The 20,742-nt window shown below is 43.8% G+C and carries 11 protein-coding genes and 4 tRNA genes; 8 read left to right on the top strand and 7 right to left on the bottom strand.

Going from position 1 to position 20,742, the window contains the following annotated elements:
• Positions 1 to 15 precede the first annotated feature (15 nt).
• Together ACMXYO_RS11270 and ACMXYO_RS11265 are read left to right on the top strand one after the other, a co-directional pair.
• Positions 16 to 411, top strand: a complete 396-nt coding sequence (locus tag ACMXYO_RS11270) for a YcgN family cysteine cluster protein (RefSeq protein WP_415885210.1) — start codon at positions 16 to 18, stop codon at positions 409 to 411.
• Positions 412 to 504: 93 nt separating this feature from the next.
• Positions 505 to 1,815 carry a diguanylate cyclase domain-containing protein gene (locus ACMXYO_RS11265; protein WP_415885209.1) on the top strand — a complete coding sequence of 437 codons (1,311 nt, stop codon included), beginning with the start codon at positions 505 to 507 and terminating at the stop codon, positions 1,813 to 1,815.
• A gap of 68 nt (positions 1,816 to 1,883) precedes the next feature.
• Here the strand turns inward: ACMXYO_RS11265 and rpsA are convergent, their stop codons facing one another.
• The 3 genes from rpsA to ACMXYO_RS11250 all read right to left on the bottom strand — a co-directional run bounded on the left by rpsA (position 1,884) and on the right by ACMXYO_RS11250 (position 6,716).
• Entirely contained in the window at positions 1,884 to 3,563 is a 1,680-nt protein-coding gene (rpsA, locus tag ACMXYO_RS11260) for a 30S ribosomal protein S1 (protein ID WP_415885208.1), read from the bottom strand.
• Positions 3,564 to 3,768: 205 nt separating this feature from the next.
• On the bottom strand, positions 3,769 to 4,548 hold the full coding sequence (locus ACMXYO_RS11255) for a hypothetical protein (RefSeq protein WP_415885207.1): 780 nt from the start codon (positions 4,546 to 4,548) through the stop codon (positions 3,769 to 3,771).
• Between the two features lie 80 nt (positions 4,549 to 4,628).
• A complete protein-coding gene (locus ACMXYO_RS11250) occupies positions 4,629 to 6,716 on the bottom strand; it encodes a carboxy terminal-processing peptidase (protein ID WP_415885206.1) in 2,088 nt (695 codons plus the stop codon).
• Between the two features lie 152 nt (positions 6,717 to 6,868).
• Here ACMXYO_RS11250 and ACMXYO_RS11245 point away from each other — a divergent pair, with 152 nt between their 5' ends.
• Positions 6,869 to 7,390, top strand: coding sequence for an FKBP-type peptidyl-prolyl cis-trans isomerase (locus ACMXYO_RS11245; protein ID WP_415885205.1), 522 nt, complete (start codon positions 6,869 to 6,871; stop codon positions 7,388 to 7,390).
• An 8-nt stretch (positions 7,391 to 7,398) separates the two neighbouring features.
• Positions 7,399 to 8,682 (top strand): M18 family aminopeptidase, encoded by a 1,284-nt coding sequence (locus ACMXYO_RS11240; protein ID WP_415885204.1) that lies wholly within the window; start codon positions 7,399 to 7,401, stop codon positions 8,680 to 8,682.
• An 808-nt stretch (positions 8,683 to 9,490) separates the two neighbouring features.
• Here ACMXYO_RS11240 and ACMXYO_RS11235 read toward each other — a convergent pair.
• The 4 genes from ACMXYO_RS11235 to ACMXYO_RS11220 all read right to left on the bottom strand — a co-directional run bounded on the left by ACMXYO_RS11235 (position 9,491) and on the right by ACMXYO_RS11220 (position 9,870).
• Positions 9,491 to 9,567 (bottom strand) — tRNA-Pro (locus ACMXYO_RS11235).
• Positions 9,568 to 9,601: 34 nt separating this feature from the next.
• Positions 9,602 to 9,678 (bottom strand) — tRNA-Pro (locus ACMXYO_RS11230).
• 15 nt (positions 9,679 to 9,693) lie between these two features.
• A tRNA-Asn gene (locus tag ACMXYO_RS11225) sits at positions 9,694 to 9,769 on the bottom strand.
• A 25-nt stretch (positions 9,770 to 9,794) separates the two neighbouring features.
• Positions 9,795 to 9,870 (bottom strand) — tRNA-Asn (locus ACMXYO_RS11220).
• 311 nt (positions 9,871 to 10,181) lie between these two features.
• On the opposite strand from ACMXYO_RS11220, the gene ACMXYO_RS11215 reads away from it, so the two are divergent.
• The 4 genes from ACMXYO_RS11215 (at position 10,182) to ACMXYO_RS11200 (ending at position 20,709) form a co-directional block, all read left to right on the top strand.
• A complete protein-coding gene (locus ACMXYO_RS11215; protein WP_415885203.1) occupies positions 10,182 to 14,861 on the top strand; it encodes a retention module-containing protein in 4,680 nt (1,559 codons plus the stop codon).
• A 208-nt stretch (positions 14,862 to 15,069) separates the two neighbouring features.
• Positions 15,070 to 16,503 (top strand): Wadjet anti-phage system protein JetA family protein, encoded by a 1,434-nt coding sequence (locus ACMXYO_RS11210; protein ID WP_415885202.1) that lies wholly within the window; start codon positions 15,070 to 15,072, stop codon positions 16,501 to 16,503.
• Positions 16,493 to 17,269, top strand: coding sequence for a DUF4194 domain-containing protein (locus ACMXYO_RS11205; RefSeq protein WP_415885201.1), 777 nt, complete (start codon positions 16,493 to 16,495; stop codon positions 17,267 to 17,269). The genes ACMXYO_RS11210 and ACMXYO_RS11205 overlap by 11 nt, the downstream gene beginning before the upstream one ends.
• Positions 17,266 to 20,709: an SbcC/MukB-like Walker B domain-containing protein gene (locus tag ACMXYO_RS11200; RefSeq protein WP_415885200.1), complete on the top strand. Its 3,444-nt coding sequence runs from the start codon at positions 17,266 to 17,268 to the stop codon at positions 20,707 to 20,709. Before ACMXYO_RS11205 ends, ACMXYO_RS11200 begins: the two co-directional genes overlap by 4 nt.
• Positions 20,710 to 20,742 lie beyond the last annotated feature (33 nt).

Genomic DNA, 20,742 nt, shown 5'->3' with positions numbered 1-20,742 from the left:
AAAAGCCTACAGGATATGAGTTCTTCGGAGTGGGAATCTCTTTGTGATGGTTGTGCGCTTTGTTGTCTCCACAAGCTGGAAGATGAAGATACAAAAGAGGTTTTTTATACCTCTGTTGTTTGTCATCTTCTAGATTTTGATACCTGTCGTTGCACAAAATATGAGGAGCGTTGCTCTTTAGTGCCTGACTGCGTCAAGCTTACTCCCAAGGATGTTGATGACTTTCATTGGCTTCCGCCAACCTGTTCTTACCGCTTAATTCATGAAGGCAAAGATCTTCCTGAATGGCACCCGCTATTGTCTGGGCGCCAAGAGACGGTGATTGAGTCAGGTGCTTCGGTACTAACTTGGTACGAAGTCAAAGATAATGAAATCACCGAAGAAGAGTTCGAAGATTATATTCTCGAATAGTAGAAAAGCGCCTAAGGCGCTTTTTTTATGCGTAATGTCTAATTTGCTGTTAGGGTTTTCCTAACATAAAGTTATATCTCGTAGTTGGAGATAATGGCTTTGAGCACTTCTGATCAATTTAATCACCTCTCAGTTCTAGATAATTTCGATGCAATTTCTGCGTTCGATTTTGTACCTGATGTTATTTGGATTTTTGATCTAGATCGGTATGGCTTCTGGTGGGGAAATGAGCGCGCACTCGAATTTTGGGGGGTACCAACTGTTCAGGATTTGATTGATAAAGACCTATCGGCTGATACAGAAGGTGCTCGTAAGCGGACCGAGCAAACATTTTATAAGGCAGCGGCTCAAGGGATGACAGTTGACCCTTGGACAACTTATCCAAACGGTAAACCTAAAACGCTCTTGATGCGACATAAAGCGGTGCTGCTTGGCCCTGAAAAGCATCGTGGCATTATTGCGTTTATTGGTGAGCAGGTTGATCTGGGCGAGCAGCCTGAGCATCTCATCTTTTCTGAAGCGATTCGTTATACATCAGTTGCTGTTACTAGTTTTGATATGAGCGGTACGCCGATGTTTGAAAATCCAGCTGCAGCAGAATTATATGGCTTTGTTGATGCTCAGAATAATGATGCTTCTGTATTTGTGTGCCGATTTCACAACGTTAAAGAAGGGTTTGAGCTTCTTGAGCAGGGGCGACAGCATCAAGATGGGCAGTCAGAGCACTTGATGGTAACGAGTAAAGGTGTGCGCCGACATGTTGTGGATCTCCGTACGAGCCGTCATCCATTGACGGGCGATTATCTTCTTTTGATGTCTGAATATGACGTTACAGAGCTATATAATGCGATTGAGCAGGCAGAAAAGGCCAAGGTAAGGTTAGATAAACTCGCTCATTATGATGCCTTAACCGGACTGCCTAGTTTGCGGTTGTGTCGCGATCGTATGACTCAAGTTATCGCTCAAGCGCAGCGGGAGGGAAGCTCAGCTGCGATCATGTTTGTTGATCTAGATGGTTTTAAATCGGTAAATGATAGCTTTGGTCATGATGCGGGTGATCAGGTATTGGTTGAGTCTGGGAAGCGTTTGGTTCATCAAGTGCGCGCAGTGGATACGGTGGGCCGTATTGGAGGTGATGAATTTATTATCTTAATCTCAGGGATAAAGTCTGCTAAAGATGCTGAAGTCGTTGCATCCAAGATTATTGCTGTGATGAATGAGCCGTTTTCGATCGCTGATATGGAAGGCAAAGAACAAGAGGCCTGTATTGGTGTAAGTGTTGGGATTTCGCTCTTAGAGGAAGGGGAGTTGAATAAAAATGCTGAGGTGCTTCTGAGAGAAGCTGATCATGCAATGTATAAAGTGAAGCGCAGTGGTAAGCGTGGATATAGATTTGCTAGCTAAGTTTATTTAACGAAAACAAAAAAAGCCGCAATCAATGATTGCGGCTTTTTAGCTTCAACAAGAAGTGATTACTTCTGGTTGTCTAGCTGAGCTTTGATCAGGTCACCAATTGTAGTTGGGCCAGATACTTCAACTTCAGCGTTGCGTACAGCAGAGATTGCTGCTTTCTCTTCAGCCTGTTCTTTCGCTTTGATAGACAGGTTGATAACGCGGTTGCGACGATCAAGAGTGATGATCTTAGCTTCTACTTCTTCACCAACGTTAAGAACAGTAGATGCATCTTCAACACGATCTACAGAGATCTCAGATACTTTTAGAGTACCTTCGATACCTTCAGCTAGCTCGATAACAGCTGCTTTAGCGTCTACAGAAGTAACTTTACCAGTTACGATAGCGCCTTTGTCGTTAGCTGCAGCGAATTCAGCGAATGGGTCGCTTTCAAGCTGTTTGATACCAAGAGAGATACGCTCTTTCTCTGCATCGATAGAAAGGATAACTGCTTCAACTTCTTCGCCTTTCTTGAACTGGCGTAGAGCTGCTTCAGCATCAGCTTCCCAAGTGATGTCAGACATGTGAACAAGACCGTCAAGCTCGTCCTGTAGGCCAACGAAGATACCGAAGTCAGTGATAGTTTTGATAGTACCAGTAACTTTGTCGTTCGCAGCAAACTGCTCAGCGAAAGTAACCCATGGGTTAGCTGTGCACTGTTTGATACCTAGAGAAATACGGCGACGCTCTTCGTCAACGTCTAGGATCATAACTTCTAGCTCATCACCGATCTGAACAACTTTAGATGGGTGGATGTTCTTGTTAGTCCAAGACATTTCAGAAACGTGTACCAGACCTTCTACGCCGTCTTCGATAGATGCGAAGCAGCCGTAATCAGTAAGGTTAGTGATGCGTGCCTTGCACTTAGCACCAGCTGGGTAACGTTCTTTGATAAGAGACCATGGGTCTTGAGAAAGCTGCTTAAGACCTAGAGAGATACGACCAGATTCTTTGTCGAACTTGATGATCTTAACAGTAATCTCATCGCCTGGGTTTAGCATCTCTGATGGGTGAGAGATACGCTTCCAAGCCATGTCAGTGATGTGTAGAAGACCGTCAACACCGCCAAGATCGATGAATGCACCGTAGTTAGTAAGGTTCTTAACGAAGCCTTTAACTTCTTGACCTTCTTCTAGAGTAGCTAGTAGCTCATCACGCTGAGCACTGTTAGCTTCTTGAAGAACTGCACGGCGAGAAACAACGATGTTGTTACGCTTAGGATCAAGCTTGATTAGTTTGAATTCAAGCTCTTTGCCTTCTAGGTGATCAACGTCACGTACAGGGCGAACGTCTACCAAAGAACCTGGTAGGAAGCCTTGAATGTTGTTGATGCTAACTGTGAAGCCGCCTTTAACTTTGCCGCTGATGTAGCCTTTAACAACTTCTTCAGCTTCAAATTTAGTCTGTAGAACTTCCCAAGCTTCAGCGCGTTTCGCTTTTTCACGAGACAGACGAGTTTCACCGAAACCATCTTCAACCGCTTCTAGTGCAACTTTAACGTCGTCACCGATTTTGATCTCAAGTTCGTTAGCATCGTTAAGGAACTGAGAACGCGGGATGATTGCTTCAGATTTTAGACCAGCATGTACAGTAACCCAGTCGCTGTCGATATCAACAACTTCACCAATTACCAATTTGCCTGGAGTCATGTCTAGTGATTGAAGGGATTCTTCAAACAGATCAGCAAAGCTTTCGCTCATTGAATATGTCCTATATAAGGGCTGTTTTATCTCGCTAAGAATGAGAGATTGGATAACAGCACTTCAGCCTGTAAAACCGGATCTACAGGGTCAGTTTAATTATTATGAAGAGGGCGTTTTGACCGGTGTAGCGCCCAACTCAAAAGAAAATGAGGACACATTATACAGCAAATTAACAGAGAATGTATAAGGTTTTAGCGGATTATTAAAATGGTTTATCGTAATCGTCTAGGCGGGCGTAAAGCGCTGTTTGACAAGGTTTAATAACCGTATCGAGGTCTGTTTTTAGCTCGCTGGTTAAATTACTGCTGTCTTGTTTGCGGAAAAACTGGGTGATGAGGCGTTCTTCGCGAGGAGAATTTGCTGCGATTTCAATACCATCCCCAACACAGAAAGAATATTCAGGCATGTAGGTTTTAACGAGAGTTTCCCGTTCGCTGTCGGATAGGATAAGGCGCTTGCCACCAATAAACTTTTTATACTCATTGCCAGCAGCTGCGGACATTGCTTCAATTTGTAGGTTTGAGAACCGACGGGCATCAGGCATATCGATAAGCAATGTTTTTAGTTGTTTCTCAACAGCAGCAACTTCTTCTGTAATAGTAAGAGGGGCAAAGTGCTCGTTAAGCTTTTTGTACTCTTCAAGTGCAGCGATTTCGGCTTTAAGTCCTTCGATCTTCTTTTTATAAACTTCCTGTTCCTCTAGAAGTTTTTCGTTGTCGGCCATTAATCCCTGAATAACTTTTTGAGTAGGCGTTAGTTTGTCTTGTCCAAAGGTGGCGGGAAGTTGTTTGGTGCCTAGTTCGCCCGTTGTTTCGGTGTGTACATTGCTGGGTAAAACAGTGAAACCAAACTTCTCTAGGTCTTTTAGGTTTTCCTGATGTTGCCCCTGCATTTCGTTATAAGCAAAATAACCGCCGCCACCGAGAATGGCTAATACAATTGGGAAGATGATCAGTACTACAAGAAGCTTTCTGGTTTTCATTGTTTACTGCTTTCCTATCCTAGCGGCTGACGTGCTTTGTCTAGAACAGCGCAACGATTTCTCGCTGCGCATAGGGCTTATTATTGGTCACTATTTTGTGTTTCGTTAGCTGAATATTGCAGTTGTAGGAACGCGGTATCAAGTAAAATTCGTCCGCTTTCTACTAGCATCGCTTCGGCTTCCGGGTTGATAGGTCGGCCTTGAGCGTCTTTCTCTAGCTCTTCATCAAGTTCTGATAACGATTTGATCGTAGGTAGTTGTTTTTTGCTACGACGACGGTTTTCGGCATTAACTTGCCATTCTTCAGCTTTCTCACGTTCAATCTTAAGCGCAGATTCCTGAAGAGGAATTAGGCTGCTTTCCTTACGCACTTCATTAAGATGCTCAACCTGTTCGCGCATGAAAATAAAGTCAGGATCTGTCAGGCTGCGTGACTGATAGCGTGAGTTAATTTGAGTTAAAAACTGTCTTAGGTTTGGGTATGTGCCATGAGGAGCTGATCTGACTTTGTCCCAAGCAAGTGCTTGATCCAGCGCACTTTCACCAATGATCTCAGGATCATAAAGGGTAGGGAATGTGATATCAGGCATTACCCCCTTATTCTGTGTACTGTCACCTGATATTCGGTAAAACATTGCGTGGGTTAGTTTAAGCTGCCCATGATTAAGAGGTAGTAGGGTCTGAACAGTACCTTTACCAAAGGTTTGGCCGCCAATGACGATGCCGCGATTATAGTCCTGAATAGCGCCAGCAAAAATTTCTGATGCAGAAGCGGATAAGCGGTTAACTAAAACGGCCATTGGTCCACCGTAGGACACTTTGGGGTTTAAATCGCGAAGAACCTCTACTCGTCCAGTAGAGTCTTTTACTTGAACGGTTGGGCCGCGTTGAATAAATAAGCCGACAGTGTCGTTTGCTTCACGTAGGGAGCCGCCGCCATTGTTGCGCAGGTCTACAATTAGGCCGTCAACATTTTCATCTTTTAGCTCTTGGATAAGCTTTTCTACATCGCGAGACGTACTTTTGTAGTCGTTATCGCCACGTTGTAGAGCGGCAAAATCAATATAGAAAGCAGGTATTTCGATAACGCCTAGTTTGAATGGTTGGCCTAAATGTTCAATTTCTAGTACACGCTTTTGAGCGGACTGTTCTTCTAGTTTTACTTTGTTGCGTACAATTTTGACGATTTTAGATGGAATATCTTCACGTTCAGAAGTTTTTACTTCAAGTCTAACTGTCGTGCCTTTAGGGCCTCGAATAAGTTGTACTACATCATCAAGTCTCCAGCCGACGACATCTTCGATATCACCGTCTTCACCTTGGCCTACACCTATAATGCGATCAGTAGCTTTTAGTTGGCCGGTCTTTTCTGCAGGGCCTGCAGGAACAAGTCTAACAATCTGTGTAAACTCGTTTTCGCTTTTCAATACAGCGCCGATCCCTTCAAGAGATAAGCTCATATTGATTTTGAAGTTCTCAGATTTTCTAGGAGAAAAATACTGAGTGTGTGGATCGTATTGTTTGGTGAATGCGTTAGTAAACGACTGGAATACGTCTTCGCTATTTACCTGTAAGCTTCTTTTGAGTTGGTTCTTATAGCGTTTGATCAAAACTTCTCGGGCTTCTTCTTCGGTTTTGTCAGCCAAAAGAAGATTGAGCAGGGCGCTCTTGAGTCGACGATCCCAGAGCGCATTCATCTCGATTTTGGATTCAATCCATGCTGCGTTTTCTCGATCAGTGTTCAGGCTCTCATCGATTGAGAAATCAAAAACTTTGCCTTGTTCTAGTTCATCAATGATGAATTCTAAACGGCCTTCAATGCGCTCTTGATAGCGATTGAAAATGAAATATGCGGCTGTGAGTTCTCCAGAACGAATTTGGTCATCTAGAACCAAACGATATTTTTCGAACTCATCGATATCGCTTTTATAAAAATAGCTGCGTGAAGGGTCTAAGTCTTTAATATATTGATTAAAGATCTGTCCGGATAATGAATCATCCAAATTGACTCTGTTATAGTGGCCTAGTTTGAGCGATTCTGTAATTTCTAATAACGTTTGCTTATGCACGGGCTCGGATTTGAGCGGAGTTGCAAGTGCATTGGCTGTACTTGGAATTAGGAAGGATAACGCAGTAAACAACAGTGGCTTTAATAGCGATCTATGCATAATGTAAGTCTTAATTCAGCGCTCTGGATTTAACTATGACCCTAAAAAGGGTTGTGAGTTCCCTGTCACAGTTTGTTGAGTGTAGACATGCGCGGCACTGTTGTAAAATCAATTGCTTATAAAGAGTGTATGGATTTATTTGGTATTCGTTTATGAACATTAAAATCGTAGGTGTTACAGCTCTGGCGATTGCGCTAGGAATGGTAAGTGGTTGTGGTGAAGATCCTGAGGAGAAAAAGTTTCGTCAAGCGTTAGTGGAGAAGGCGCTGAATGATGATGTAAGAAAGGAAGGTGTAGCATTTCTAGAATCCAACGCAAAAGAGCAAGACGTAAAAGTAACAGCGAGCGGTTTGCAATATAAAGTCATTAAAGCTGGTGAGGGTGTTAGCCCCAATATTACCGATACTGTAACTGTTCATTACGAAGGTAAAAGGGTAGATGGGCATGTGTTTGATAGTTCTTACAAGCGTGGTGAGCCAAGCTCCTTCCCTTTAAATAGAGTTATTCGTGGCTGGACAGAAGGTTTAGCATTGATGAATAAAGGGGCGGTTTGGATGTTTTATATCAAGCCAGAATTAGCCTATGGCGCGACAAGCCCGAGTGTTGATATTCCTGCGAATTCAACTTTGATATTTAAAGTTGAGTTGATCGATTTTAAAGCTTCTGAGAAATAGGATTTTAAATGACAGACTTAATTGCAGATTTACAGTTGTTCTTAGAAGCATCCCCAACGCCGTATCACGCGGTAAATGAGATGTCGCAGCGTTTGGCTGCAAATGGTTTTGTGGAACTACGCGAAGAAGATAGTTGGCAGTTGCAAGCGGGTGGCAAATATTATGTTACTCGCAATGGGTCTTCCATAATTGCTTGGTCTTTGCCGCGAGGTGCTGATTTGGCTGAGTCTGGCTTGCGCATGGTGGGTGCGCATACTGATTCACCTTGTTTAAAGGTGAAGCCGGTTCCTGAGCTGAACCGTCATGGCTATCAACAGTTGGGTGTCGAGGTTTATGGTGGTGTTCTGTTAAACCCTTGGTTTGACCGGGATCTGTCTATGGCGGGTCGAGTAAGCTATAAATCCTTAAACGGTGAGCGTTGCCAAGCCCTGGTTAACTTTGAGGGTCCTATTGCGCTTATTCCTAGTTTGGCTATTCATTTAGATCGCGATGCAAATAAAAGCAGAACGATCAATGCGCAAACTTATTTACCCGTTATCTTGGGGCAGGGGGATAAAGACTTCAGCTTTAAGCAGATGCTTGTAGATAGATTGTCTGCTGAAGGTATTGAGGATGTGGCTGAGGTTCTTGATTATGAAATCTCGCTGTACGATACGCAAAAGCCGGCTTTGACGGGTTTGAAGAAAGAGTATTTATCATCAGCAAGGCTGGATAATCTTTTAAGTTGCTATATGGGCTTGGCCGCATTGTTACGATCTGATTCTGAGCAAGGGGTGCTTTTAGTCTGTAACGATCATGAAGAAGTTGGAAGTATGAGTTCTTCTGGGGCTCAGGGGCCAATGTTGAGTCAGGTATTGGAAAGGTTGTTACCTAATGTTGAGCAAAGAGTACGGATGATAAGTCGCTCTATGATGATCTCGGCAGATAATGCTCATGGTATTCATCCTAACTTTGCGGATAAGCATGATGCAAATCATGGTCCTTTAATAAATGAAGGGCCTGTGATTAAACTCAATGCCAATCAACGCTATGCCTCAAATAGTGAGACTAGTGCTATTTTTAGGGATCTTGCTCAGCAGGTGAATGTTCCAGTTCAGGCATTTGTTGTGAGAAGTGATATGGCGTGTGGTAGCACTATTGGGCCTATAACGGCTGCAGAGCTTGGTGTGAAAACGTTAGATATTGGTGTGCCGCAATTTGCGATGCACTCTATTCGAGAAATGGCAGGTGTTAAAGATGTGGAGAACCTTACTAAGGTGCTAACGCGTTTTTACACTGAAGATAGAGTCTAGGCGTGATCTGTGTGCAAACTGATGACATGCTTAAAAAAGCTGAGGAGCTAGAAGCTAAGCTAAAAAATAGTGCTATATATAAGTATGTTACGTTTAGTTAAACGCCTGAGAGAGTATTAATGCTCTCTCAGGGGGTAGATCGTATTATCTATTGGCGAAGTGCATTGTCACTTCAAAGCCAATTCTCAGATTGTTGTAGTTATTCCTTACAAACAAAAGAAAGGTATAAAAAGCATGGCTATTAAATGCTCGTAGCCGAGAGGCTTGAGCTGCCGAGAAATAGATTAGCAGTCTTTAGTATCACTTATTGTGTGGTGCTGATCCGTTAGCTGAAAATTCACTTATATAGGTTTATTTAAACTCTTTTATCTTTTCCTGGAAAAGGTCAATCTCGACTTCTACAGGCCTGTCCGACTCCCTTCTTCCTAAAGGGTTGTTTCTTGAATACTGGTTCTTATCCATCGAATTCCGTTTATCGTGATTAGATCTACGGTCTACAATGCTTTTTCTGCGTTCGGGGCCTTGGTATTGAGAGAATAAGTAATTTTCCACCATTCCTCTGCAGCTGTGATGCTATGGAGGTGCGGGCTGCAGGGAGTGAGGGATTCGTCAGCCCAATAGAATACGATTTCGTAATTGATAAAATCTTTAACTAATTTCATTACTTGGTTTGTTTGTTTAATGCGCAGCGAGAGTGGTGCGAAATAAGTGGAAGCCTTAAGATTATGAAGTACCAGAATAATAGCTTATGGAGTAAGGTATTAGATGGTTAAATATGTTTGTTGAATATAGAGAGGGGTATTTAAAGTGGTCGGAGTGGAGGGATTCGAACCCCCGACCCTCTGGTCCCAAACCAGATGCGCTACCAAGCTGCGCTACACTCCGACATTTGTCCCTAAGAAAGGGTAAGGCTTTAAAGTGGTCGGAGTGGAGGGATTCGAACCCCCGACCCTCTGGTCCCAAACCAGATGCGCTACCAAGCTGCGCTACACTCCGACTTTAGCCTTTAGATGGCTCCCTGAGCTGGACTCGAACCAGCGACCAATAGATTAACAGTCTACTGCTCTACCAACTGAGCTATCAGGGATCATCAGCTGTACATCTTTCAAAGTTGGCTCCCTGAGCTGGACTCGAACCAGCGACCAATAGATTAACAGTCTACTGCTCTACCAACTGAGCTATCAGGGATTAGCCTTGAAAGTGCGGCGTATCTTAATGACCAAGGGGTAGGGCGTCAAGGGATTTTTCGCAAAAAATTAAATGATTTTTAGGGTTGATTATTACGTAAACAAATTTGGCTGAAAATAGCTCGAATTTTGTTCAGAAGAGCCGAATGTAAGCTATGTAGGGTGATTTCTTGATTTCGAATAAGTTGATCTAACTTATTAAAAATAAGAAAAAAATTGGTACTTGTACCTCGGTACAATAGTTTTTGTTTGTTTGCGCCTTTATAAAAGACGACAATCATCCAGAGATCTATTTTCTAAGGGATAGTAAATATGAATGTTATTGGTACAGTTTCACTTCTGATCGGAAATGTAGTTGCTGTTAAGGCAGATGGTACAGAGAGGCTTCTTACATTAGGGGAAGAGGTCTATGCAGATGAAATGATACGAGTTTCTCCTGATGCGTCGATTGAGATCGCAATGGATGCAGGCGAGCCAGTTCGACTTGATGGCGGCCAAAATTGGCTGGCTAATAGTGAAACGTACAATAACGCTAATACTTTTGACTTCTCAGAAGCTACTGCTGATGTTGAATCTATTCAGGCAGCAATTTTAGCTGGTGCGGATCCTACGGCTGTATCCGAGGCAACTGCAGCAGGTGGTGATACACAAGCGGGTGGTGAAGGTAATGAAGGTTCTTCAACGGTAAATATTAATCGTACTGCTGAAGAAGTTGATCCAAATGCAGGGTATGAGACGGTTGGTGTACAGGATTCTGTTGAGCAGCCTGATGGGGAAGAGACTCCTATCGTTGTATCTGAATCTGATCCAGAAATTACCATTACAATTGAACAAGATGTGCGTGTTACTACCGAGACGACCACAGAAGATTTTGTAGGTGATGAAGTAGAAACAGGTCGTACCGTTGATACGGTTGTTACCGATGAAACAGATGATGGCGGTAACGTTGTATCTCGAACTACAACGACAACAACGACCATTAGCTACAACACAGACACGAATACAGTTACCACGACCACGACCACGACAGAAACCTATGAGCGTGAAGTGACAACGACGACTTATCCAGACGGTAATGAAGTTGTTGAAAATGGTGAGTGGAGCTTGATTGATACTCAGGTAAGTACAGAAGAGTCTTCAGAGATTACAAGTACTCAACGTCAAGAAGTACTGGAAGATGTAGTTGTTGAAGAGCCTGTTGTAGAAGTTTCGACAGAGCAGGATGTGCGTGTATCTACCGAGACGACCGCAGAAGATTTTGTAGGTGATGAAGTAGAAACAGGTCGTACCGTTGATACGGTTGTTACCGATGAAACAGATGATGACGGTAACGTTGTATCTAGAACTACAACGACAACAACGACTATTAGCTACAACACAGACACGAATACAGTTACCACGACCACGACCACGACAGAAACCTATGAGCGTGAAGTGACAACGACGACTTATCCAGACGGTAATGAAGTTGTTGAAAATGGTGAGTGGAGTTTGATTGATACTCAGGTAAGTACAGAAGAGTCTTCAGAGATTACAAGTACTCAACGTCAAGAAGTACTGGAAGATGTAGTTGTTGAAGAGCCTGTTGTAGAAGTTACGACAGAGCAGGATGTGCGTGTATCTACCGAAACGACCACAGAAGATTTTGTAGGTGATGAAGTAGAAACAGGTCGTACCGTTGATACGGTTGTTACCGATGAAACAGATGATGACGGTAACGTTGTATCTAGAACTACAACGACAACAACGACCATTAGCTACAACACAGACACGAATACAGTTACCACGACCACGACCACGACAGAAACCTATGAGCGTGAAGTAACAACGACGACTTATCCAGACGGTAATGAAGTTGTTGAAAATGGTGAGTGGAGCTTGATTGATACTCAGGTAAGTACAGAAGAGTCTTCAGAGATTACAAGTACTCAACGTCAAGAAGTACTGGAAGATGTAGTTGTTGAAGAGCCTGTTGTAGAAGTTACGACAGAGCAGGATGTGCGTGTATCTACCGAAACAACCACGGAAGATTTTGTAGGTGATGAAGTAGAAACAGGTCGTACCGTTGATACGGTTGTTACCGATGAAACAGATGATGACGGTAACGTTGTATCTAGAACTACAACGACAACAACGACCATTAGCTACAACACAGACACGAATACAGTTACCACGACCACGACCACGACAGAAACCTATGAGCGTGAAGTAACAACGACGACTTATCCAGACGGTAATGAAGTTGTTGAAAATGGTGAGTGGAGCTTGATTGATACTCAGGTAAGTACAGAAGAGTCTTCAGAGATTACAAGTACTCAACGTCAAGAAGTACTGGAAGATGTAGTTGTTGAAGAGCCTGTTGTAGAAGTTACGACAGAGCAGGATGTGCGTGTATCTACCGAAACAACCACGGAAGATTTTGTAGGTGATGAAGTAGAAACAGGTCGTACCGTTGATACGGTTGTTACCGATGAAACAGATGATGACGGTAACGTTGTATCTCGAACTACAACGACAACAACGACCATTAGCTACAACACAGACACGAATACAGTTACCACGACCACGACCACGACAGAAACCTATGAGCGTGAAGTAACAACGACGACTTATCCAGATGGTAATGAAGTTGTTGAAAATGGTGAGTGGAGCTTGATTGATACTCAGGTAAGTACAGAAGAGTCTTCAGAGATTACAAGTACTCAACGTCAAGAAGTACTGGAAAATATAGTTGTTGAAGAGCCTGTTGTGGAAGTTACGACAGAGCAGGATGTGCGTGTATCTACCGAGACGACCACGGAAGATTTTGTAGGTAACGAAGTAGAAACTGGTCGCGAGACAACAGAGCCGGTTGTAACACCGACTTATGATGATGATGGTAATCTCATTCGTGAGACGACTACATCAACAACGACTATTTACTACGAACAGCCAACAGATACAGTTACAACTACAACCACCACGACAGAAACCTATGAGCGTGAAGTGACAACGACGACTTATCCAGACGGTAGAGAAGTTGTTGAAAATGGTGAGTGGAACTTGATTGATACTCAGAGCGAAAGTAGTGATTCAACAGAGACTACTTATGCTAACCGAGAAGAGTCAGTTCTAAATGAGTCAATAGATAACTTCCCAGTCGCTAATGATGACGTATTCTATTCTGTAGATGGAGCGGCGGTTGAAGCTCAGAGTGTGACTGGTAATGACAGTGAATCAGGGGATGGAAATCATACGTATCGCCTGGTTGGTGAGCCTATCGAAGGTTTGGCCTTTAACTCAGGTGGTACATTTACTTATACTCCGCCAGCACCGTTTTCCGGTGATGTGACTTTCGACTATGAGATTGTTGATGCAGATGGGGATACTGAGCTTGCTACAGTCACTATTACTGGTAGTAGATCTCCTTCTTTAGTGAGTGATAATGCTGAAGTAGACGAAGCTGGTCTTGCTTCTGGGAATCCTACAGTTGAAGGAAATCTTCTGGCGAATGATAACCTTCTTGGAATCGCTTCCAATTTGACGCATGTGAATGGTAATCCTGTCAATGATAGTGGTATCACGGTAATTATTACCAGTATTGGTGTATTGACGGTTTATTCGCAAGAAGTTGATGGGCGCAGTGTTGGCGATTACGTTTATGAATTAACTGCTCAAACAACCGAAGGGCTTGATGATTCAGATTTATTTACTTACACAGTAATTAATGCGGATGGTGAGCAGGACTCGTCAACGCTAACGATCAGTATTGTTGATGATGTTCCAGTGGCTGTAAATGATACCGCTGCTCTAGTAGATCAATCTGTCGCTGTCATTGGTAATGTTCTTTCTAACGATGAATTAAGTGTTGATACGGACAATACAGTAACATCTGTCAATGGTAATGCTGTTGCAGCTTCAGGTGATACAGTTATTCAGGGAACTTATGGTGCTCTGACTATTGATGCTGCAGGGGAGTATAGCTACGAATATAATGCTTCACCTGAAATTGTTGCGGTAGGTGTTAGCGATCTGCAAGGAGCTGTCGTTTCCGCTTATTCAGCTTCTGAGAGTGCCTTTGATTTTGATCTTTACAATGATGATGGATCTTTGAATCTAAACCCTACTGTTCAGGGTGATGTATCTGTTTCTACGCATGGTTCGGCGAATGCGAACAAGCTGGGCTTTGGTGTTTCGGATGCTCAAGGGGCTGCTACATTGGATAATGGCGAGTATCTGGTATATGAGCTTGATAAGGCTGTATCAGGATCGTTTACATTTGTTATCGGTCAATACAATGCTAACCAAACTGACCCAACTGATATTCAGTGGCAGGCATTTTCATCTGATGGTTCTCTAATTACGACAGGGGATATGTCTGGTGGTCAGTCGTTTAGTAACGGTACTTATACTGGTAGCGCCGAGGGTATTACTGGCGAAGTTAAGTACATTGTCTTTACTGTCACTGACCCTACAGGTCAGGGGATTACATTGACTGAAGTTAGCTATGAATATTATCCAACAGGTATCGACTCATTTGAGTATGAAATTGAAGATGCTGATGGTGATACTTCATCTGCGACGCTGAATATCACCTCTGACGAGTATCTAGTTGGTGATGGTTTGGGGAATACCCTAGTTGCTGGTGATGGTGATGATATTCTAATTGGGCAGGCTGGTAACGATATCCTGACTGGTGGAGAGGGTGAAGATCTTTTCGTATGGTCATCTTCTGATCTAGGTACAGGTGTGGCCCCAGCAGAGGATCAAATTACTGACTTTAATACAGTAGAAAATGATGTAATTGACCTGTCGGACGTTCTGTCTGATGGCTCGCATGTAATTTCTGCAGTAGCGAATGTAGATGGGAACCTTCAGTTGCAGATTACTGATGCCTCCAGCTCGGATGTTGTTCAGACAATCGACTTGAACAACGTTGCAGCGGATGCAGATGTAGCAGCGCAACTACAGCAGCTTCTTGATAACAACAACATCGATGATGGAATCAACTAATAATCGATAGAGTTATCAACTAGTTTAAAGCACCCTTTATGGGTGCTTTTTTGTTTTCTAGGGGAAGATGAATTCCCGTCTATATTCAACTACGAATATAGTGGATTTAGCCCTTATCCCTAGTCCAATTTTCCGCTAGAATCGGTTCCTATTACCTTATAAAAATAGAAACCTGTTCACGGGTTTAAAGACCGCGGATTAACGCTGAATGCTGTTTAATAAACTTCCTGATAACTTGTTTTTGCCTTTATCTGGGCAGAATCGACAGGTTTATCAGGCTGTACTTATCTCATTGGCCGACCTGTTCTTTGATGAAGATTTGGTTGACCCGTTTGTACCTAAGGATTTGGTACGTTCAACGATCGAAGGGGCGGTAATTCGTCTAGGTGTTCGTCGTTGGGAACCAGAAGAGGATGATTCTGAAGAGGATCAGCAAGAGCCCCCTCGTTCAACTGCCGAATACACGAGTCGCATCTATCGTCGCTTGGTTGCTACTGGGTGGTTGGAAGAGGAACAGCGTATCTATCGCAGTTATGTCCTGCTATCTCCTGCAAATAGCTTCCTATTACGTACCTTGGTTTCGATTGCGAACCTAGAGAAGCGTAGCTATGGCGGTGCGGTTCTTAACGTATTGAGTTCGTTAGAATCTGCGATCAATGATCCGCAAGGGCGTGGTATTACGCTATCGGAAGCGGCTCAAACAGCAGCTGATTTCAGCGCCCACCTTACAGATATGATGCTTGGCCTGCGTGAGCTTAAGATCAATCTGTCGCAAACTAATAACCCGCAAGAGATTGTTCGTAACTTCTTTGATCGATTCGTAGAGCATATCTTGGTTTCAGACTATAAAACCCTGAAAACCAAAAATAACCCGTTCCGATTCCGTCAACAGATTCTATCTCTATTGCGAGAGTTACAGTTTGATACGGTCAAACTGGAACAGCTGATTATGCACTATCAAGAGCAGTTTGAAGTTGATATTCATGATGCTGAAGCGCGTGTACATCAGCATATCAACCGTATTATTCGTATCTTCGAATCAGTGGATCAGCGTTTAGCGATCATTGACGATTTCCGCTACAAGTTGGAAAAACGTGTATCTGATACTGTTCGCTACATGGATAAAACGACGCCGGGTATGGCTTCACGCCTATCCCGTGTGATTGCTCAAATCAGTGAAAAAGATGGTCGTGAAATTCCACGTATTCAAACGTTGGATACCGTTGGTTTCCTTGCGCCAGGTAGTGTTCGTGCGCCGGTTAAACGTCGCACCATTGCAGAACCACAAGTTATTACGCGCAAAGAGATCGACCCAAAAGTTCTACAGCTTCGCCAACTCTTTAAGGAATACAAAGAGCGTCGTGAAGTTAAAGTTGATCGTATAGAAGCGTATTTAGAACGCCATCTGAATGGCCGTGAAAAGATCAACGCCTCTGATTTCGAGATCAGCTCGATCGAAGATTACATCTGCTTTAGCTATGTCCGCCACCTGAAATCATTAGGTAAGAAAGCGCGTAAGACGAGCGAGCAGTATGAGATTAAATTCCAGGAAAATTACGTGAACGTTGCCGACATGGTTGAGTGTCGTGATTTTTATATAACTAGAAAAGATCATTCAAAGGAAGTTTCAAATGCTAGGTGATCTGCAGAAAATTATCGGTCGCAGCGATCAGTATCAAGCCAGCGATTTTAGCCGTGCGGCTAACCAACTGCTGACCAATCAGTTCTTATATGCGGAGCGTCCTGGGCACCGTGAAAGCTATTTTCTAGTTGCTTCGCATGCCGACTACTTTACTAACCTTTTTGAAGCGATCGGCTGGTCTTTTATCCATCAGCCTGATGAAGCTTATATGGGTATCATCCCTAAAGGTGAAGAGCGCTTTATGCGTTTACGCTTGGATGAATCCTTGTTACTGCTTTGCATTCGTCAGCAGTATGAGCAGCGTTTAGAAAGTTTCGAAGTGGAAGCAGGACAGGCATATACCAGCACTGATGAACTGCTTACGGTTTATGAAAACCTAACGCGTAAAGAGATTCCAAACGAAACGCGTTTGAAAGAGATCCTTTCCTTGTTCTCTCGTCACGGTGTTATCGAACGCGGTAAGCCTGATGAGATGGAACCTAAGAATATCCCGCTTAAGATCAATCCAGTAATCCGTCAGGTTGTGGTTGAAGACTTTATTCGTCAGCTTGAAGGCCTTTGCGAGTCCAACGAGCAAGATGGTGAAGTTGTATTGGATATGGATGAAGTCGCGGAAGCAGCGGTAGAGCCTGCTGAAGAAAACAACGAAGATGTCTCAGAAACAAAAGTCGAAGCAGAAGTAGAAGCTGCTGACGAAACATCTGAAGAGCCAAACGAAGCAGTCGCTGAAACGGCAGAAGAAAAAGAAGAGGTACCAGCTGAATGAAGCAGCTAAATCGTATTATTCTGGTTAACTGGTACGTTCTTGGTGCTGTAGAGATACCGATTAAAGGTAACGTTGCGGTTGTAGGTCCAAACGGTTCTGGTAAATCATCCCTGCTGGATGCTATCCAAACAGTATTGATGGGTGGTAATAAACGTCACTTGAGCTTCAACGCATCGGCGGGTGAAAAGAGTGAGCGTAGCCTACGTACCTACTGCCTAGGTTTCCTTGATGACGACGGTAAAAAGAATACCGCTCGACATGATTCGCTTTGTTATTTGGCATTGAGTTTCTTTGATACCGAAACTGCTAAAGAGACGACGGTTGGTGTAGCGATTAGTGCATCTACTGCGTCTGCAGATGAAGATGTTCTAGGCCGCTTTATTCTTCCGGATTGTTCTGTATCTCTAGATGACTTTACCGAGAAAACAGGTGAAGGCCGTCTACCTAAAGCGTGGGATCAAGTTCGCGATCATCTCTACAAGCAGTGCCCAGATATGATTCTGGAGAAGCGTTCTAGTCGTTTTGTTCGTGAATTGGTAACGCATCTGAGTTACGACCCAGAGATGCCAAACGATGACGATAAGTTTGTTAAGAACTTTAAAAACGCGCTTAAGTTCGTGCCAATCGACAGCCCTACACGCTTTATCCGAGAGTTCGTACTAGACGAAAACATTGTCCATGTCGGCGCGTTCCGTAAGTCTCTTGATGAATACCGCGCGATGGAAACTAAGACGCGCGAAGTAGCGAACCGCATCGGTGAGCTAGAGAAGGTACAAGAGCTTTGTAACGGTATTCAGCGCAATGTGAAAAACGCTGCTGAATACGAGTGGGTTGTTCACGAAACACGATTTGAAAATGCAGACCTTAAAAAAGAGGATGCTGCAGAGCGCTTGGAAGATAACCAAGCGAAAGAGGAACAGGTACAGGTAGATCTGGAGAAGAAGAGTGAAGAGCTCAACCAGATTATGCAGAACTTGGCCGAAGCCCGTGCTGAGTTAAATACCTCTGATTCTGCTCACAAAGTTAAGGCGCTTGAGTCCTCTATCACAGCTAAAACGCACGAAGTAAATGTTGTGAAAGAGCGTATTCAGGGCGTTTATAACCTGATGCGCACGACAGTTGGTTTTGCTGAAAACAGCGAACTGCTACCTGAGAAGTTCCGTCCTGTTGTCGAACAGTGTGTAGAACAGTGGCGCTCGGGTCAGGACATTATGGCGGATCTATGGCCGCAATCTCCTGTAGAAGTTGATAACGTTTTAGAAAACCTAAAACTTCAGGTTGAAGGTGTTCGCCGTGATATCGCACGTCGTTACGAGCACTCGGTAATTCGTATCAATGAGCTACGTTCTGAAATTCAGAACCAGAAGAGTGCCGTTGAAGCGCTAAAACAAGGTCATGCACCGGTTCGTCGTAACACTCGCGAGTTGATGGAATTGCTTCAAGAGTACGGTATTGAGTCCACGCCGATCTGTGAACTAGCTGATATCAACGATGACAAATGGCGTATTGCGATTGAGTCTTTCCTAGGCGCACGTCGTGAAGCGTTAATCGTCGATCCAGATCGTGTGAAAGAAGCGATCACACTTTACCGTCGTAAAGGTCGTCACCTTAAAGGTTGCCGTATCGTTAATACAACCAAATCTGGTGATTGGCTAAACCGTTATAAAGCGGGATCACTGGCTTATTTCATCGATACAGAAAATGATCATGCTCGTGCTTATATGAACCGTGCATTAGGCGGCGTGATGGCAGTTGAGACAGAAACCGAACTACTGCGTCATGAGCGTGCATTAACTTATGACTGCATGTTGCAGACAGAAGGTTCGACAACGGCGATCAACGAACAGCAGCCTATTATGGGTATTCGTCGTCGTTCTGACCAAGCTGCGCTTCAAGGTAAGCAGGTTGATCAGCTAGTATCTGAATTCACGCAGCTGGGTAAAAATCACGATACACTGGAAAAACTACGTGATGCGTTAATTACGCTGAACAACGGTTTAGACAATGTGAACGAACGTGTATTCGACTTGGTTAACCAACGCGAGCAGCTTGATACAGAGATCGAAGGTCAGCGTCAGGCGATCACAGATCTGCGTAACCAAGATGATACAGGCGTGCAGCAGCGTATTGCTGATCTGGTTGCTGAGCAGAAGTCTACCGAACAGATGCAACGCAGCTTGATGGACAAGCTGCAGAAAGTACGTACATCCATCATTAAAGATACGGCAGCGCTAGAAGTATTCGATCAAGAGCTAGAAGAGCACTCTACTGCGCGTACTGCGTGTGAAGAGAAGAACGAATTTAATGCGCAATCTGCACAGGAAAAACGTGATTACCTAGATGAATCATGTGCAGGCGAACTAGAACGTATTATCTTTGAAGCCGCGAAGAAGGCCCAGTCTGAACTCTCGCTGCACGAGAAGAAGAAAAATGCTGTACGTGATGGTGTTGCCCAGTACAAAGCGAAATACCATGGCGGTGGTTTAAGCCATCAGCAGCTAGATAAAGTTACACCTGATTCTACTCATGAAGAGCTGTCTGCATTTGTAGATGAAACCGTTCAAGCGCTTAAAGATTCTGAGCTGGCTAACTACAGCCAGAAAGCAGAACGTGCACGTCTAGAAGCAGAAACCGCATTTAGATCTGACTTTGTTGCGCATTTGAACGATCAGATCAACAAGATCAAAGATCTTATCCGCGAGCTTAACCTGCATCTTAAAGGCCGTCCGTTCCATAAAGAGATGTACAGCTTCGACATGATGCCTAACCCAGAATTGAAAGATATTCTGGAACTGGTAGAAGCTTACACTCAGATGGATTCAGCAAATGTTGGTTCTCTATTTGATCTGAAATTCGATAGCGATAAGCCTCACAAAGATGCACTGGCGAAGATTCACGAAGTGCTTAAAGATGAAGGCGAGAGCAGCCTGTTGCAGGATTACCGTAACTTCTACAACTTCGAATTGGTTGTAAAAGATCTAGATGGTAACCGTAAAACAACCCTTACTCAGCGTATCAAAACCGGTTCCGGTGGTGAGCACCAAGTACCGTTCTACGTGGCAATTGCTGCAGCCCAAGCTGCAACATACAGACTACGAGAAGGTAATGATGGCAACCCACTAGGTGGTATGAGCCTGTCTGTATTTGACGAAGCCTTCAACAAGCTGGATTCTGAGAACACAGTAACCTCTCTAGGTTTCATGAGCGATCTTGGTTTGCAGACGATTATCGCAGCACCGGATGAGAAGTACTCACTACTAAGTTCTTGTATGGATACCATCATCAACGTTTGTCGTGATGGTCGTATCGTAGACTTGGATGTTGAGTTTCCAACGCTTCAAGGGCGTGAACTACTAAACTCTGACAATCCACTGAAAATGATGGCTGAGTTGGAAACTGAAGATCAAGACGAGCAGGAGCTTGAGCCAGAACCGGCTTAATCCTCTCGGATCAAAAAAAGGCGCTTCGGCGCC

Source organism: Neptuniibacter sp. QD37_6 (assembly GCF_047778085.1).
Classification (GTDB): Bacteria; Pseudomonadota; Gammaproteobacteria; order Pseudomonadales; family Balneatricaceae; genus Neptuniibacter.
Note: the sequence above shows the minus strand (reverse complement) of the source record. Positions and strands in the feature narration are given on the sequence as shown.

Excerpts from the sequence above, each read along its gene's own strand:
- ACMXYO_RS11245 (WP_415885205.1), top strand. The coding sequence starts at position 6,869 with ATGAACATTAAAATCGTAGGTGTTACAGCTCTGGCGATTGCGCTAGGA.
- ACMXYO_RS11205 (WP_415885201.1), top strand. The coding sequence starts at position 16,493 with ATGCTAGGTGATCTGCAGAAAATTATCGGTCGCAGCGATCAGTATCAA.
- ACMXYO_RS11265 (WP_415885209.1), top strand. The coding sequence starts at position 505 with ATGGCTTTGAGCACTTCTGATCAATTTAATCACCTCTCAGTTCTAGAT.
- ACMXYO_RS11215 (WP_415885203.1), top strand. The coding sequence starts at position 10,182 with ATGAATGTTATTGGTACAGTTTCACTTCTGATCGGAAATGTAGTTGCT.
- ACMXYO_RS11240 (WP_415885204.1), top strand. The coding sequence starts at position 7,399 with ATGACAGACTTAATTGCAGATTTACAGTTGTTCTTAGAAGCATCCCCA.
- rpsA (WP_415885208.1), bottom strand. The coding sequence starts at position 3,563 with ATGAGCGAAAGCTTTGCTGATCTGTTTGAAGAATCCCTTCAATCACTA.
- ACMXYO_RS11250 (WP_415885206.1), bottom strand. The coding sequence starts at position 6,716 with ATGCATAGATCGCTATTAAAGCCACTGTTGTTTACTGCGTTATCCTTC.
- ACMXYO_RS11255 (WP_415885207.1), bottom strand. The coding sequence starts at position 4,548 with ATGAAAACCAGAAAGCTTCTTGTAGTACTGATCATCTTCCCAATTGTA.
- ACMXYO_RS11200 (WP_415885200.1), top strand. The coding sequence starts at position 17,266 with ATGAAGCAGCTAAATCGTATTATTCTGGTTAACTGGTACGTTCTTGGT.
- ACMXYO_RS11210 (WP_415885202.1), top strand. The coding sequence starts at position 15,070 with ATGCTGTTTAATAAACTTCCTGATAACTTGTTTTTGCCTTTATCTGGG.
- ACMXYO_RS11270 (WP_415885210.1), top strand. The coding sequence starts at position 16 with ATGAGTTCTTCGGAGTGGGAATCTCTTTGTGATGGTTGTGCGCTTTGT.